General features: G+C 65.6%; 14 protein-coding genes. 6 read left to right on the top strand and 8 right to left on the bottom strand.

Annotated elements, in window-relative coordinates; genetic code table 11:
- Positions 1 to 27: 27 nt before the first annotated feature.
- The 5 genes from ATE59_RS07700 to hisG form a co-directional block, all read right to left on the bottom strand.
- The gene (locus ATE59_RS07700) at positions 28 to 2,130 is read right to left on the bottom strand and encodes a sodium-translocating pyrophosphatase (RefSeq protein ID WP_058811959.1); all 2,103 of its coding nucleotides are present in this window, start codon (positions 2,128 to 2,130) and stop codon (positions 28 to 30) included.
- Between the two features lie 175 nt (positions 2,131 to 2,305).
- The gene (gene thiL, locus ATE59_RS07695) at positions 2,306 to 3,238 is read right to left on the bottom strand and encodes a thiamine-phosphate kinase (RefSeq protein WP_058811958.1); all 933 of its coding nucleotides are present in this window, start codon (positions 3,236 to 3,238) and stop codon (positions 2,306 to 2,308) included.
- Positions 3,239 to 3,365: 127 nt separating this feature from the next.
- Positions 3,366 to 3,815: a transcription antitermination factor NusB gene (gene nusB / locus ATE59_RS07690; RefSeq protein WP_058811957.1), complete on the bottom strand. Its 450-nt coding sequence runs from the start codon at positions 3,813 to 3,815 to the stop codon at positions 3,366 to 3,368.
- Positions 3,816 to 3,826: 11 nt separating this feature from the next.
- Positions 3,827 to 5,119, bottom strand: coding sequence for a histidinol dehydrogenase (hisD, locus tag ATE59_RS07685; protein WP_058811956.1), 1,293 nt, complete (start codon positions 5,117 to 5,119; stop codon positions 3,827 to 3,829).
- Positions 5,106 to 5,762, bottom strand: a complete 657-nt coding sequence (gene hisG / locus ATE59_RS07680; RefSeq protein WP_058811955.1) for an ATP phosphoribosyltransferase — start codon at positions 5,760 to 5,762, stop codon at positions 5,106 to 5,108. Before hisG ends, hisD begins: the two co-directional genes overlap by 14 nt.
- Before the next feature lie 39 nt (positions 5,763 to 5,801).
- On the opposite strand from hisG, the gene ATE59_RS07675 reads away from it, so the two are divergent.
- The 4 genes from ATE59_RS07675 (at position 5,802) to ATE59_RS07660 (ending at position 9,900) form a co-directional block, all read left to right on the top strand.
- Positions 5,802 to 6,881, top strand: a complete 1,080-nt coding sequence (locus tag ATE59_RS07675; RefSeq protein ID WP_058811954.1) for a DUF2332 domain-containing protein — start codon at positions 5,802 to 5,804, stop codon at positions 6,879 to 6,881.
- Positions 6,882 to 6,944: 63 nt separating this feature from the next.
- On the top strand, positions 6,945 to 8,123 hold the full coding sequence (locus ATE59_RS07670) for a vWA domain-containing protein (RefSeq protein WP_003039536.1): 1,179 nt from the start codon (positions 6,945 to 6,947) through the stop codon (positions 8,121 to 8,123).
- A gap of 117 nt (positions 8,124 to 8,240) precedes the next feature.
- Positions 8,241 to 9,047 (top strand): lipid II flippase Amj family protein, encoded by an 807-nt coding sequence (locus ATE59_RS07665; RefSeq protein ID WP_082657346.1) that lies wholly within the window; start codon positions 8,241 to 8,243, stop codon positions 9,045 to 9,047.
- Entirely contained in the window at positions 9,040 to 9,900 is an 861-nt protein-coding gene (locus tag ATE59_RS07660; protein ID WP_058811953.1) for a DUF817 domain-containing protein, read from the top strand. Before ATE59_RS07665 ends, ATE59_RS07660 begins: the two co-directional genes overlap by 8 nt.
- Here the strand turns inward: ATE59_RS07660 and ATE59_RS07655 are convergent.
- From ATE59_RS07655 to ATE59_RS07645, 3 genes are read right to left on the bottom strand one after another with little or no spacing between them, the layout of a single operon-like run.
- Positions 9,885 to 11,135: a M24 family metallopeptidase gene (locus tag ATE59_RS07655; protein WP_058811952.1), complete on the bottom strand. Its 1,251-nt coding sequence runs from the start codon at positions 11,133 to 11,135 to the stop codon at positions 9,885 to 9,887. The two genes, ATE59_RS07660 and ATE59_RS07655, sit on opposite strands and share 16 nt — an antisense overlap.
- Positions 11,136 to 11,145: 10 nt before the next feature.
- Positions 11,146 to 12,345 carry an exo-beta-N-acetylmuramidase NamZ family protein gene (locus tag ATE59_RS07650; protein ID WP_058812140.1) on the bottom strand — a complete coding sequence of 400 codons (1,200 nt, stop codon included), beginning with the start codon at positions 12,343 to 12,345 and terminating at the stop codon, positions 11,146 to 11,148.
- Between the two features lie 2 nt (positions 12,346 to 12,347).
- The gene (locus ATE59_RS07645) at positions 12,348 to 12,896 is read right to left on the bottom strand and encodes a DOMON-like domain-containing protein (protein WP_058812139.1); all 549 of its coding nucleotides are present in this window, start codon (positions 12,894 to 12,896) and stop codon (positions 12,348 to 12,350) included.
- A 55-nt stretch (positions 12,897 to 12,951) separates the two neighbouring features.
- On the opposite strand from ATE59_RS07645, the gene tyrS reads away from it, so the two are divergent.
- Both tyrS and ATE59_RS07635 read left to right on the top strand, forming a co-directional pair.
- Complete coding sequence (gene tyrS / locus ATE59_RS07640) at positions 12,952 to 14,178, top strand: tyrosine--tRNA ligase (RefSeq protein WP_058811951.1); 1,227 nt, start codon at positions 12,952 to 12,954, stop codon at positions 14,176 to 14,178.
- A 76-nt stretch (positions 14,179 to 14,254) separates the two neighbouring features.
- Positions 14,255 to 14,596 (top strand): PilZ domain-containing protein, encoded by a 342-nt coding sequence (locus ATE59_RS07635; protein WP_003039557.1) that lies wholly within the window; start codon positions 14,255 to 14,257, stop codon positions 14,594 to 14,596.
- Positions 14,597 to 14,699: the final 103 nt, after the last annotated feature.

Below are 14,699 nucleotides of genomic sequence, written 5' to 3'. Positions count from 1 at the left end.
ATTCTTTCACCCTGACGGACGCGATGCTTACATCGCGTGCCCCGCCAGCGCCGCGAGCAGCAGCAGCGCGACGATGTTGGTGATCTTGATCATCGGGTTGACGGCCGGACCCGCGGTATCCTTGTAGGGATCGCCGACCGTATCGCCCGTCACGGCCGCCTTATGGGCTTCGCTGCCCTTGCCGCCGTGGTTGCCGTCCTCGATATATTTCTTGGCATTGTCCCATGCACCGCCGCCCGAGGTCATCGAGAGGGCGACGAACAGGCCGCCGACGATCACGCCGAGCAGCAGCGCGCCGAGCGCGGCAAAGCCGTTCTCCTGACCCGCAACCGCCGAGATCACGAAATAGACCACGATCGGCGCCAGCACCGGCAGCAGCGAGGGGATGATCATCTCCTTGATCGCCGCCTTGGTGACGAGGTCGACCGTGCGCGCATAGTTCGGCTTCGACGTGCCCGCCATGATGCCGGGATCGCCCGCGAACTGATCGCGCACATCCTTCACCACGTCACCCGCCGCGCGGCCGACGGCGGTCATGCCCATCGCACCGAACAGATAGGGAAGCAGCGCACCGAGCAACAGCCCGACGATGACATAGGGGTTTTCGAGGCTGAAGTTGACCGTCAGGCTCGGGAAGAATTCCCGAAGGTCGGTCGTATAGGCCGCGAACAGCACCAGCGCGGCGAGGCCCGCCGAACCGATGGCGTAACCCTTGGTCACCGCCTTGGTGGTGTTGCCGACGGCGTCGAGCAGGTCAGTCTTTTCGCGCACGCTGTCGTCCAGCCCCGCCATTTCGGCGATGCCGCCCGCATTGTCCGTCACCGGGCCATAAGCGTCGAGCGCGACGACCATGCCGGCGAGCGCCAGCATCGCAGTCGCAGCATAGGCAATGCCGATCAGCCCCGCGAGTTGATAGGCGATGATGATGCCCGCAACGATGACCAGCGTCGGCAGCGCGGTGGCTTCGAGGCTGATCGCGAGGCCCTGGATCACGTTCGTGCCATGGCCCGTTTCCGAGGCCTTGGCGATCGACCGCACCGGACGGAAGCCCGTGCCGGTATAATATTCGGTGATCCAGATGATCAGGCCGGTGATGACCAGACCGAGCAGCGAGCAATAGAAAAGATCGCGCCCGGTAAAGTCGGTGCCGGTGACCGCCGTTTCCATCCCGCCCAGCGCGTGGCTGGTCGCGAACCAGATCGCCGGGACCGCGAGGATCGCCGAAACCAGGAAGCCTTTGTACATCGCGCCCATGACATTGTTCGACGAACCGAGCCGGACGAAATAGGTGCCGATGATCGAGGTGATGATGCACACGCCGCCGATCAGCAGCGGCAGCGACATCAGGCCGGGAAGCAGATCGCCCGCCCCTTTCAGCAGCAGCGCGGTCAACACCATGGTGGCGCCGACGGTGACGACATAGGTTTCGAAAAGGTCGGCCGCCATGCCCGCGCAGTCGCCGACATTGTCACCGACGTTATCGGCGATGACCGCGGGGTTGCGCGGATCATCCTCGGGGATGCCCGCTTCGACCTTGCCGACCAGGTCGGCGCCGACGTCGGCGGCCTTGGTAAAGATGCCGCCGCCAAGACGCGCGAAGATCGAAATCAGCGAGGCGCCGAAGGCCAGCGCGACGAGCCCGTCGACGACCGTGCGGTCGTCGCCGCCCACCGTCTTGCCCATCTGGACCGTCAGCACCCAATAAAATACCGCAATCGCAAGCAGCGCGAGCCCGGCGACGAGAAGGCCGGTGATGGCACCAGCGCGAAAGGCGAGCGTCAACCCGGCCTGCAGCCCCTTTTGCGCAGCGGCCGCGGTGCGGACGTTCGCGCGTACCGAAATATTCATGCCGATGAATCCGGCGACACCGGACAGGACGGCGCCGATGACGAAACCCGTCCCCGAGACGGGTCCGAGTGCCCCCGCGACGATCACCGCGACGACGACGCCGACGATGGCGATCGTGCTATATTGCCGTTTCAGATAAGCCTGCGCGCCTTCCTGGATGGCGGCGGCGATTTCCTGCATCTTGTCATTCCCCGCCGAGGCGCCGAGCACCTGCCGCGAGGTAATGAACCCATAGAGCACGGCCAATAGGCCGCACGCTATCGCGATCAAAACCGGATTCATGCGTGTCTGTTCCTTCCCCAATGAAGGGGGCGGACACAGGATAGCTGTCGAACGTCCGACTTATTGATGCCGGTTCGCTCTCTCCCCTGATGCGACCGCCCCAAATTCTGGACGCCGCGTTATGGGAAGAAACCTCGCCCTTTGGCAAGCCCGGTTTTTTCGCCCTTTTCCGCGCCTAGTGCGCGAAACCGAGACGCTCCGGCAGCGCGACGCGCTGCGCCCGGTGCGTCAGCAGCAATCCGGCGCCGACGGCGGCATGGCCGATCGCCGTCACGGCGACGCCTTCGGCGGCCGCATGCGCCCGGATTGCATCGGCTTGCCCCGGGTCCGCCGCGAAGAGCAATTGATAATCGTCGCCTGCCGTTGCCGCAGCGAGCCGCGTGTCGAGAACGTCGGGACGCACCGCAAGCAGCGCCGCCGACAGCGGCACCGCCTCCAGCATCAGCGCGATCTGGCAATCGCTTGCCGCCGCCATTCGCTCGGTGTCGATCAGCAGGCCGTCGGAAACATCCATCATCGCATGGACATGCGGCGCGAGCGCAGCGCCCAGCGTCAATTGCGGCAAGGGCCGTGCATAGGCGGCCATGCAGGTTGCGCCCGGTTCGATCTCGCCGAGCCGCATCGCCAGGCCGACGCCCGCGTTGCCGATCGTCCCCGTCACCCAGATCTGATCGCCCGGCCTTACTCCGCTGCGCGCCGGCGCTCCCGTCGCGGGCGCTCGGCCGATCGCGGTCAGGCCGAAACTGCGCGGCGCCCCGGCGGGTGGGCGCACCGTGTCGCCGCCGAGCAACGGCACGTCGAACCGGCGCAGCACATCGTCCATCCCCGCGACAAAGGCGGCGTCCCACGCCGCATCGCCCGACAGGCTATAGCCGAGCAGCACACCAAGCGGCGCCGCGCCCTTCGCCGCGAGATCCGACAGATTCACCGCAACCAGTTTCCATGCAATGTCCTGCGGCGTGTCATCGGGCAGGAAATGGACGCCCTCGACGATCATGTCGTGCGTCAACACGAGATCGCCGAGCAGCGCCGTGTCATCGGCCAGCCCGCGCGCCGCAGGATCGGTCGCGATCGCGCGCAGACGCGCGATGAAATCGGCTTCGGTCATACTACCCTTTCGTCAATCAAGGGCACCTCGTGTCCGTTCGTGTCGAGCGAAGTCGAGACACCCGTCAAGATAGCACGAGGTCGAGAGGCATCTCGACTTCGCTCGATGCGAACGGATGTCTTATGCGCTATTTCGCGCGCACATCCTTGCCGATCGCATCGAGCAGGCCGTTGGCAAAACCCGCCTCGCGGCCGTCGAAAAAGGCTTTGGCGACGTCGACATATTCGCTCACCACCGCGCCCACCGGCACATCGCCGCGCGCGATCAGTTCATAGGCGCCGGCACGCAATATCGCCTTCATCGTGCGATCGAGCCGGTCCATCGTCCACCCGCTTGCCAACCGGGCGGTGATCGCCGCGTCAACCTCTTCCGCCCGCGCCAGCGCGCCCTTCACGATATCGTCGAAGAAGGGAACGTCGGCTTCGGCATATTCGGCGTCCTCGATGATCGCGCCGATGCGGTGCTGGTGGAATTCGTGGATCAGCTGCGCCACCGGGGTGCCTTCCATCTCGTGCTGATAGAGCGCCTGGACGGCGGCAAGGCGGGCGGCGGAGCGGGATTGGGCGCGTTTGTTCATGGCTTTTCGTTTCAGTTGAGGCGCTGGCTGACCGACAGCGCATGCGCGGGAAGTCCCTCGGCACCCGCTAGCGCGACCGCTGCGGGTCCGATGGCCGCAAGGCTCGCTTCGTCGAGCGCCAGGAAGCTGGTGCGTTTCATGAAATCGGTGACCGAAAGTCCGCTCGAAAAACGGGCGCGGCGGCCGGTCGGGAGGACGTGGTTGGGCCCGGCGACATAGTCGCCGATCGCCTCGGGCGTCTGACGGCCAAGGAAGACCGAACCCGCATGGCGCACGCGCGCGAACAGCGCGTCGGCCTCGGCGGGATCGACCGCGAGTTCCAGATGTTCGGGCGCCAGCCGGTCGCAGAGCGCGATCGCGTCGGTCAGGTTCGGCACGACGATGATCGCGCCATTGTCGGCCCAGCTCGCCTGCATCGTCGCCGCGGTGCTCAGCGTCGGGATGATCGCGGCGACCGCGTCGGCGACCGCATCGGCAAAGGCGCCATCGTCGGTGAACAGGATCGACTGGCTCGTCGGATCATGTTCGGCCTGGCTCAAAAGGTCGGCGGCGATGACGTGCGGCGCGTTGCGGTTGTCGGCGACGACGACGATCTCGCTCGGCCCCGCGACCATGTCGATCCCGACGACGCCATAAAGCTGGCGCTTCGCCTCGGCCACCCAGGCGTTGCCGGGGCCGGTGACGACATCGACCGGCGCGATCCGGCCGGTGCCATGGGCGAGCGCCGCGATCGCCTGCGCGCCGCCAACGCGCCAGATTTCGTCTACTCCGCCGATATGCGCCGCCGCCATCACGACGGGATTGGTTTCGCCGCCGGGCGTCGGCGTGACCATCACGATCCGCTCGACCCCCGCGACCTTGGCGGGCAGGATGTTCATCAGCACCGACGACGGATAGGCCGCGCGGCCGCCGGGGACATAGACGCCCGCGGCATCGACCGCACGCCAGCGCGCGCCGAGCCGGGCGCCGGCGGCATCGCGATAATCGCGGTCCTCGGGCAATTGCGCGGCGTGATAGGCCCGGATGCGCGTCGCCGCGAGGTCGAGCGCGCCCCGCAATTCGGGTGCCAGCGCCGCATAGGCCGCGGCGCAGTCCTCGGCGGTGATACGCCAGCCGCTGCTGTCGAGGTCGAAGCGATCGAAGCGCGCGGTATAATCGGCCAGCGCCGCGTCGCCTTCGGCCTTCACCCGCGCGACGATCGCCGCGACATCGGCGGACACGTCCGACGCGCTCTCGCGCCGGTCGTCGACCAGCGCGTCGAAAGCGGCGGCAAAGCCGGGGTCGGAGGCGTCAAGCCGCCGCATCGCGGACGGCCTCGCGGAATTTCTCGACCAGCGCAGGCACCTCGGCCGAACGCAGCTTGAACGCCGCGCGATTGACGATGAGCCGTGCCGAAACCTCGCTGATGATCGTCTGTTCGGCGAGCGCATTTTCGACCAGCGTCCGCCCGGTCGACACAAGGTCGACGATATGCGACGCCAGCCCCAGCTTCGGCGCAATCTCCATCGCACCGTTCAGCTTGATGCATTCCGCCTGGATCCCCTGCCCCTCGAACCAGCGGCGCGTCGTCGCGGGATATTTGGTCGCGACGCGGATATGGCTTTCGCCAAGCCCCGGCGGCGCGCTGCCTTCGGGGCCAGCGAGCGACAGGCGGCAATGACCGATGCCGAGGTCGACCGGCGCGTACAGCTCCGAATAGTCGAACTCGTCGACGACGTCCGACCCGACGATGCCGAGCTGCGCCGCACCGTGCGCGACGAAGGTCGCGACGTCGAAGGCGCGGACGCGGATCAGCGAGATGTGCGGCTGGTTCGTCGCAAACACGAGCGCGCGGCTCTTCTTGTCGAAGAAGTCGGCGGCCGGCTCGATGCCCACACGGGCGAGCAGCGGCAGCGCCTCGTCGAGGATGCGTCCCTTGGGGATGGCAAAGATGATCGGTTCGGGCATAAGCGAGGGCGCACATAAGCGCCAGCGGGAGAAAGGGCAATGAGCGAGCGGTACAAGTTCGTCGACATGAACGAAACCGGACCCGGCGCCGTCCGCACCGCTTTTGCCAATCAGGTCGCCTATTGCCGCGCGGCCGAAGCGCCGATCACGGCGCGCATCGTCGCCGCCGTCGCGACGCTCCTCGACCGGCCCGAAACCGGCTTCGCACGCCGCATCGCGGACTGGCCCGGCGCACCGCTTGCCGACGCGCTGCCGCTGCGCGCCGCCGGGGGGCTCCACGCGCTGCACCTCTCGGGCGCCGCCGACGATCTCGCGCCGATCTATGCCGACGCCGAGGACATCAACGATGCCGCCATCGTGGCGGGCGTGGTGCGACGGCACGAGGCGGCGCTGCTGCCATGGCTCGACGGCCCGCCGCAGACCAACGAGGCGGGTCGGTCGGCCAATTTCATCGCCGCGATGCTGTGGCTCGCCGATCAGGGCCTTCCGCCGCGTTTCGAGTGCCTGGAAATCGGGTCGAGCGCGGGGATCAACCTGATGCTCGACCGTTATCATTACGACCTCGGCGGCGTTCAGGTCGGCCCCCAGCCCGGCGTCATGGCCTTCACCCCCGACTGGCAGGGCCGCCATCCGCCGCAGCATGCGATCGAAATCGCATCGACGAAGGGATGCGATGTCGCCCCGGTCGACCTCACCGATCCGGCGCAGGCGCTGCGCCTCAAAGCCTTCATCTGGCCCGAACATGCCATTCGCTTCGCGCGAATCGAGGCAGCGATCGCCGCCGCCGAAGCGCGGCCGCCCGACCTTGTCCGCATGACCGCGGCCGATTTCGTCGAACAGGAACTGGCGAAGCCGCAGGCCGCGGGGACGACGCGCCTGCTGATGCACTCGATCGTCTGGCAATATGTCCCCGCCGACCAACAGGCGCGCATCACCGCCGCGATGGAAGCGGCGGGCGCGCGCGCGACCGCCGACCGGCCGCTCGCCTGGGTCGCGCTCGAGGCGAATCGCACCGTTCACGGCCACGAACTTGTCGTGCGCCACTGGCCGGGCGGCGCGGCGCCGGTGATGCTGGCGCGCGCGCACCCGCATGGCGCGTGGATCGAGTGGTTGGTGTAACCCCGCACTTTCCGTAAACGTAAAGTGATTGCGCGCGCCGCCGCGACGCGATAGGCATATCGCATGTTTTTCGGCTTCCTCGACGAGCTTCGCGCCGCGGGCATTCCCGCCAGCCTGAAAGAGCATCTGATGCTGCTGGAGGCGCTCGACCGCGAGGTAATCGATCGCAGTCCCGAACAATTTTATTATCTCAGCCGCGCCATCTATGTGAAGGACGAAGGGCTGCTCGACCGCTTCGATCAGGTCTTCAACAAGGTCTTCAAGGGGCTGCTCACCGATTACGGCCAGAACCCCGTCGACATCCCCGAGGAATGGCTGAAGGCCGTTGCCGAGAAATATCTGACGCCCGAGGAGATGGAGGCGATCAAGTCGCTCGGCGACTGGGATGAGATCATGGAGACGCTGAAGAAGCGGCTCGAAGAACAGCAGAAACGCCACCAGGGCGGTAACAAGTGGATCGGCACCGGCGGCACATCGCCCTTCGGCAATTCGGGCTATAATCCCGAAGGCGTGCGGATCGGCGGCGAAAGCAAGCACAAGCGCGCGCTGAAGGTGTGGGAAAAGCGCGAGTTCGCCAATCTCGACAACACCAAGGAACTCGGCACCCGCAACATCAAGATCGCGCTGCGCCGCCTGCGCAAATTCGCGCGCGAGGGTGCCGCCGACGAACTCGATATTCCGGGCACGATCGAAGGGACCGCGCGGCAGGGCTGGCTCGACATCCGTATGCGTCCCGAACGGCGCAATGCGGTCAAGCTGCTGCTTTTCCTCGACGTCGGCGGATCGATGGACCCGTTCATCAAGCTGTGCGAGGAATTGTTCAGCGCCGCGACGAGCGAATTCAAGAATCTCGAATTCTTCTATTTCCACAACTGCCCCTATGAAGGCGTGTGGAAAGACAACAAGCGCCGCTGGTCCGAACGCACGCCGATGTGGGATATCCTCCACAAATATGGGCATGATTATAAGCTGGTCTTCGTCGGCGATGCGTCGATGAGCGCCTATGAAATCACCCATCCGGGCGGCAGCGTCGAACATTTCAACGAAGAATCGGGCGCGGTGTGGATGCAGCGCATGACGCACGTCTATCCCGCCGCCGTGTGGCTGAACCCCGTGCCTTCGGCACAATGGGGCTACACCCAGTCGGTGAAGCTGATCAAACAGTTGATGAACGACCGCATGTACCCGCTGACACTGGCGGGGCTCGACGACGCGATGCGCGAGTTGACGCGCAAGCATTGAGCCACAGTTTTCTTTAATCGTCATTGCGAGGGCCGAAGGCCCGTGGCAATCCAGAGCCTGCGTCAACCGCCCTGGATTGCTTCGCTCCGCTCGCAATGACGAGAAACTAGGCCACGAATGATCGACCTCCCCCTCGTCACCATCCTTCTGCTCACCGGCTTCATCAACCTGATCGGTGCGCTGGCCTATGCCGCGCGCATCGCTGGCGTGCGGACGCGGCGAATCGCGATGTCATTCGCGCTGTTCAACATCCTCGTGCTCTTTTCGCGCACCTCGAACAGCTTTCTGGGGCCGTTCCTCGCGAAGCGGATCGAAACGCGCATCCATGACGGCAGCGGCGCCTCGCTGTTCCTCGACATGCAATTGGTGCTGGCGGCGGCAAGCGTCGCGACGCTGATTGGCATCCTGCTCGTTCCCACCGGCCAGCGCATGTTCGCCGTGGCGATCGGCTGGTACCAGAACAACCGCTCGACGACGCGGCTCGCGATGAAGGCGGTCAGCCCGGGCGGCCTGCGCACGATGCGCCAGTCGCTCCGCCTGCCCAGCCTTGGCCACCTCAAGGTCTGGCGCATGCCCAAGGGGATCGGCTGGGGCGTCCTGATCGCCAACTGCCTTGCGCAATCGCTGCTCGCGGTCGGCGTCGTCGCGTCGCTTTACGCGGGCTATCTCGCCCCCGAATTTCGCGTCACCGCATCGCAGCTTTCGGCGCTCATCAACGGCTTCGCGACGATCCTGCTCTTCGCCTTCATCGACCCGCAGCTGTCGGTGATGACCGACGACGCGGTCGAGGGCAAAGTCGACGAGGGCGATTTCCGCCGCGCGATCACCTTCATCTCGCTGAGCCGGCTCGCCGGCACGATCCTCGCGCAGGCGCTGTTGCTGCCCGCCGCGACGCTGATCGCCTACGTTTCCGTGCATGTCTGACGCGCCGATGCGGCACAGCCGCTTTCACGCCGTCCGCACGCGGCTCGAGGCGATGGCGGTCGAGCCCGGGCCGCGCGGCTGGTTTCTCGAATTTCTGGTGTTCGGCTTCAAACAGGGTTGGGCGTGCCTGTTCGGCGCGCTGATGCTCGCGCTTTTGCTCGGCACCCATCTATTCTGGCCCGACAGCGCGCCGGTCCACCGCTATGACGCGATCACCATCGGCGCGGTGCTGATCCAGCTCGGCATGCTCGCGTTCCGGCTCGAGACACCGCGGGAAGCGATCGTCATCCTGATCTTCCACATCGTCGGCACCGTCATGGAGCTGTTCAAGACCGCCGCGGGGTCATGGCAATATCCGGAAGGCAGCCTGCTCCACATCGGTGCGGTACCGCTGTTTTCAGGTTTCATGTACGCCGCGGTCGGCAGCTATATCGCGCGCGTCTGGCGCATCTTCGATTTCCGCTACACCGGCTATCCGCCGATGTGGACGAGTTACGCGCTTGCGGCCGCGATCTATGTCAACTTCTTCGCGCACCACTGGCTGCCCGACATCCGCTGGCTTCTGTTCGCCGTCACCGCGCTGCTCTTCTGGCGTTGTCAGGTGTGGTTCCGCCCCTTGCATACGCACCGCCGCATGCCCTTGCTCGTCGGCTGGGGCCTTGTCGCGCTGTTCATCTGGTTCGCCGAGAATATCGGCACCTTCGCCCGCGCCTGGACCTATCCCAGCCAGGCCGATGGCTGGCACATGGTGGGGTTCGAGAAACTGGGCAGCTGGTATCTGCTGATGATCATCAGCTTCGTGCTGGTCAGCCTGGTGCAGCAACCGAAGGGGCCGGATCAACCGAACGGCTGATCGATCGAGGGCGGCGGCTCGCTGAACCATTTCGGGCCGCTGTCGGTCATGTAGAAGCAATCTTCCAGCCTGATGCCGAACTCGCCGGGGATATAGATGCCGGGTTCGTTCGAAAAGCACATGCCCGCCGCCAGCTTCGTGGTTTCGCCGCGCACCAGATTGACCGGTTCATGCCCGTCGAGGCCGATCCCGTGGCCGGTGCGATGCGAGGTGCCGGGCAGGCGATAGCCCGGTCCCCAGCCGAGCTTTTGATAATAGGCGCGCACCGCATCGTCGACCGTTCCCGCCGCCGCGCCGATCCGCGCCGCGGCGAAGGCGACGTCCTGCCCCTTGCGCATCTCGTCCCACACCTGCCGCTGGCGCAGGCTCGCCTTGCCGTAGACGAAGCTGCGCGAGATGTCGGATTGATAGCCGTGCACGGTCGCACCGCAGTCCATCAGCACCACCTCGCCCGCCTTCACCGCCTGCGGCTTGCCCGATCCGTGCGGATAGGCGCTCGCTTCGCCGAGCAGGATGAGCTCGAATTCGCTGTTGCCGCCCAGCGCACGCGTCGCGGCGCGCATGATCGCGCCGATGTCGGCTGGGGTCATCCCCGCCTCGATCCGCGGCGCGGTGTGGCGATAGGCGGCAATGGTGATGTCGTTCGCGACCTGCATCAGCGCGAGTTCGGCCGCCGACTTGATCATGCGGCAACCGCGCACTACCGGCGCCCCATTGACGACGCGCGCATCCGGCATCGCCTTTTGCAGTCCGTCGACCGCGAAATAGCGCACCGTCTCCTCGACACCGATCCTGCCCTTGGCAAGCCCGCGCTTCGCCAGCCAGTCGAAAACGAAGCGCAGCGGATTTTCATCTTCGTTCCATGTCAGAACATCGGCGGGAACGCCCAGGCTTTCGCGCACCGACGGTTCCTCGAAGAAGGGCGTGACGATCGCCACCTCACCGTCGCGCGTCAGAACGGCGGCGGTCAGCCGCTCGCTCCGCCACCATTCGACCCCGGTGAAATAGATAAGGCTCGACCCCGGCTCGATCAGCAGCGCGCCGATATCGTTCGCGCGCAGCAGCGCCGCCGCCTTCGCGATCCGCGCCTTGCGCTCCTCGGTGCCGATCGGCACAGCCTTTGCCGCGAGGTTGGGAAGGCCGGCGGTGTCTGCCGCGAGCGCGGAAACCGGCATACTCGCCGCCAATCCGGTCAGCGCCGCCGTACCCAGAAATTGCCGCCGCTGCATCGCCATCCCCTTATCCTTAGTAAATCATCAAATCCGCAATCTCTTCACGCCACGCCGCCTCGTCGGGCAGCGCCAGCGCGTCGAGGTCGCCCGGTACCGCCGCCGCATCATCGACCCACAGGCGCAAGTCCGGCCCGCCGTTGATCACGTCGATCGCGAGCACATCGTCGGTATATTCATATTTGAAATCCTTGCCGCGCCAGATTGGATAATCGGGATAGAGAGCGCGGATCGCCTTGAAACCCAGCGCCTGCACGCGCCACGGGCGGAAGGCGGCATGGTCGTACCAGGGGCCGTCGGCGTGGATATGGATGCCGCTGTTAAGCTGTCCCTTATGCTTGTGAAAGGTCGGCTCGAACCAGATGTCGCGCAGTTTGCAGCCCGTCAGCCATTCGGGGGCGAGCCGGTGCATCTCCGCGATCACCGCCCGCGCATCGATGTCGGGCGCGCCGAAGAGTTCGAGCGGGCGCGTCGTCCCCCGCCCCTCGCTGAGCGTCGCGCCCTCGACCATCACCGTCCCGGCATAGGCGCGCGCCATATTGACGTTCGGCGCATTGGGGCTGGGGTTGATCCACGCACGGTCAGCGGGCCAGCCGAAGCCCGGCCCGTCGGGCTGCCACCCCTCCATCGCGATGACGCGATAATCGACGTCGAGGCCGAAGTGGCGAAGGAACCAGTGCCCCATTTCGCCCAGCGTCAACCCGTGGCGCATCGCCATCGGCCCCGCACCGACGAAGCTTTCCCACCCGGCGCGGAGCAGCGTGCCTTCGACCGGGCGCCCCGCGGGGTTCGGCCGGTCGAGCACCCACACCGCCTTGCCGTGCGCCGCCGCGGCCTCGAGGATGTAGAGCAAGGTGGTGACATAGGTGTAGATGCGGCAACCCAGATCCTGAAGATCGACGAGCATCACGTCGAACGTGTGCATTGCCTGCCCGGTCGGCCGCCGCACTTCGCCGTAGAGGCTGAACACCGGCATGCCATAGGTCGGATCGGTGAAGTCGGGCGACTCCATCATATTGTCCTGCAGGTCGCCGCGCACGCCATGCTGCGGCCCGAACACCGCGGTGACATTCACCCCCGCCGCGACCAGCGCGTCGATGCTGTGCGTCAGGTCGGCCGTCACCGACGCGGGATGCGCGAGCAGCGCGACGCGGCGCCCCTCGAGCGGTTTGCGAAGCGCCGGATCGGCGAGCAGGCGGTCGATGCCAAATGTCACGGTCATGCTGCGCCGGGTGCCCCAAGCGTCAGTTGAAAGCAATCGGGATGATGGAAGTCGGGCTTGCCGGGCGGGTGCCGCAGCGCCCAATAGCTTTTGGTGCCGTCCAGCTCCTCGATCACCGCCGACAGCGCGAGCCTGCTGCCGCGATCGGGATAGATGCCTGGTTCGATGCGCAGGATATAGAGCGCGGCGCCGCGCTCGCACGTCATGTCCCACGGTGCCAGATCGTCGCTTTTCAAGAGCGAGCGATAGTCGTCGAATTGATAACAGGCCCAACGGCCGTCGGGCGCATAGTTGAACTCGGTATAGTCGGGCTGCCCCTCTTCGGTCAGAAACGCCTCGAAGCAGCTGCTCTGCCACAGTCCGTCGGTCGCCGTGTCGGCGATGACGAGCTGGCCTTCGCAGGGCGGCAGCACCAAGGCGCCGATATCGCCCTCGACCCCGAAGCGCAGCGAAAAGCCGTCTTCGAACGACAGCGCCACCTCCGCCCACACCGCGCGCACCGCTTTCGCGGGCGTCCCGGGGTGACAGATCAGCTGTGTGCGCATGCTATCCAAATCGCAAACCCCATGCTAAGCGCCCCCCGCTTTCAATGAGGCCGCCATGACGAACTATAAATCCGACCTGCTGCGCCTGCTCGACGAGCGAGGCTATATCCATCAGATGACCGACGCGGAAGGGCTCGATGCGCTCGCCGCCAACCAGGTCGTCCCGGGATATATCGGCTTCGACGCGACCGCGCCCAGCCTGCATGTCGGCAGCCTCGTCCAGATCATGATGCTGCGCCGCCTGCAACAGGCGGGGCACAAGCCGGTCGTGCTGATGGGTGGCGGGACGACGCGCATCGGTGATCCGACGGGGCGCGACGAGAGCCGCAAGATGCTATCGGACGAAACGATCGCTGCGAACATCGCGTCGATCCGCACGATCTTCGAACCCTTTCTGATCTTCGGCGACGGCCCGACCGACGCGGTGATGGTCGACAATCAGGACTGGCTGGGCAAGCTCGGCTATATCGAACTGCTTCAGGAAGTCGGCACCCACTTCACGATCAACCGCATGCTGACCTTCGATTCGGTCAAGCTGCGGCTCGAACGCGAACAGCCGATGACCTTCCTCGAATTCAACTACATGATCCTTCAGGGGTACGACTTCCGCCATCTGTCGAAGGCGATGGACGTGCGGCTCCAGATGGGCGGATCGGACCAGTGGGGCAATATCGTCAACGGCATGGAGCTCGGTCGCCGCATGGACGGCGCCGAACTCTTCGGGCTGACGACTCCGCTGCTGACGACCGCTGCGGGGGCCAAAATGGGCAAAACTGCCGCCGGCGCCGTCTGGTTAAATGCCGATCAACTGTCCCATTTTGACTATTGGCAATATTGGCGCAACTGCGACGACCGCGACGTCGGCCGCTTCCTGAAGCTGTTCACCGACCTTCCGCTTGCCGAGATCGCGCGGCTCGAAGCGCTCGAAGGCGCCGAGATCAACGAAGCGAAAAAGATCCTCGCCAACGAAGCGACCGCGCTGTGCCGCGGCGCCGATGCGGCTAAGGCTGCGGCGGAAACCGCGACGCAAACCTTTGAAAAGGGCCACATCGGCGGCGACCTGCCGCGCGTCGCGGCGCCGGCCGAAGGGATCGGCATCCTGAACGCGCTGCGCGAAATGGGTTTTGCGGCGTCGAACAAGGAGGCGCGCCGCAAGCTCGACGAGGGGGCGGTGAAGGTCGACGGCACGGTGATCCGCGACCCCCATTATCTGGTCGTGCCCGGCGAAAACGATGTGCCGGTCAGCCTGGGGGCAAAGAAGCACGGGCTCGTCACGCGCTGAATCGGCAAAAAAGCGTTTACGGATTCTTCAGCAATCGCGATGATCTTCTCCGGCAAACCACAAAGGTCCGGGACGTATGCGTAAGATCGACACGAGCAAAGCCCACTATGTCGGGCTCGACCAGCGAATTGCTCCGCGCAGCGACGTTTACTGTCGCCTGCCCTTCGTGCTGCCCGACGGGCGGCAGGAAATGTGCACCTGCGTCAACATCAGCGCCGACGGCTTGCTGATGCGCTACGAACGCGGGCTGGAGCCAGGCGATCTGGTCGTGTTCCGCATGCCCATCATCGGCCGCACGGCGGCCAAGGTCGTCTGGTCGCTCGGCGGCAAGACCGGTGTGCAGTTCGAAAAATCGATCACCGCCGAAGATTATCTGCCGATGATCCGCGCCATGGGCGCCCGCGGCGACGTAAACTAATCAAGCATCAAGGCTCGCGCTGATGCCCCTCCCGCTTGCGGGAGGGGCAGCGAGGCTTGCGAACTTGTTCGCTAGCCGCAGCGGGGTGGGATGCAGCGCCGTG

Origin of the sequence: Sphingopyxis sp. A083 (assembly GCF_001468495.1) — a bacterium.
GTDB lineage: Bacteria > Pseudomonadota > Alphaproteobacteria > Sphingomonadales > Sphingomonadaceae > Sphingopyxis > Sphingopyxis terrae.
The sequence above is the reverse complement of the archived record's forward strand: the minus strand, read 5'-3'. Positions and strand labels throughout refer to the sequence as shown.

What these genes read in the sequence shown, in the direction of transcription:
- tyrS (WP_058811951.1), top strand. Translation starts at nt 12,952, where the DNA reads ATGACGAACTATAAATCCGACCTGCTGCGCCTGCTCGACGAGCGAGGC.
- thiL (WP_058811958.1), bottom strand. Translation starts at nt 3,238, where the DNA reads ATGACCGAAGCCGATTTCATCGCGCGTCTGCGCGCGATCGCGACCGAT.
- ATE59_RS07670 (WP_003039536.1), top strand. Translation starts at nt 6,945, where the DNA reads ATGTTTTTCGGCTTCCTCGACGAGCTTCGCGCCGCGGGCATTCCCGCC.
- nusB (WP_058811957.1), bottom strand. Translation starts at nt 3,815, where the DNA reads ATGAACAAACGCGCCCAATCCCGCTCCGCCGCCCGCCTTGCCGCCGTC.
- ATE59_RS07660 (WP_058811953.1), top strand. Translation starts at nt 9,040, where the DNA reads ATGTCTGACGCGCCGATGCGGCACAGCCGCTTTCACGCCGTCCGCACG.
- ATE59_RS07665 (WP_082657346.1), top strand. Translation starts at nt 8,241, where the DNA reads ATGATCGACCTCCCCCTCGTCACCATCCTTCTGCTCACCGGCTTCATC.
- ATE59_RS07655 (WP_058811952.1), bottom strand. Translation starts at nt 11,135, where the DNA reads ATGGCGATGCAGCGGCGGCAATTTCTGGGTACGGCGGCGCTGACCGGA.
- ATE59_RS07700 (WP_058811959.1), bottom strand. Translation starts at nt 2,130, where the DNA reads ATGAATCCGGTTTTGATCGCGATAGCGTGCGGCCTATTGGCCGTGCTC.
- ATE59_RS07675 (WP_058811954.1), top strand. Translation starts at nt 5,802, where the DNA reads ATGAGCGAGCGGTACAAGTTCGTCGACATGAACGAAACCGGACCCGGC.
- ATE59_RS07635 (WP_003039557.1), top strand. Translation starts at nt 14,255, where the DNA reads ATGCGTAAGATCGACACGAGCAAAGCCCACTATGTCGGGCTCGACCAG.
- hisD (WP_058811956.1), bottom strand. Translation starts at nt 5,119, where the DNA reads ATGCGGCGGCTTGACGCCTCCGACCCCGGCTTTGCCGCCGCTTTCGAC.
- hisG (WP_058811955.1), bottom strand. Translation starts at nt 5,762, where the DNA reads ATGCCCGAACCGATCATCTTTGCCATCCCCAAGGGACGCATCCTCGAC.
- ATE59_RS07645 (WP_058812139.1), bottom strand. Translation starts at nt 12,896, where the DNA reads ATGCGCACACAGCTGATCTGTCACCCCGGGACGCCCGCGAAAGCGGTG.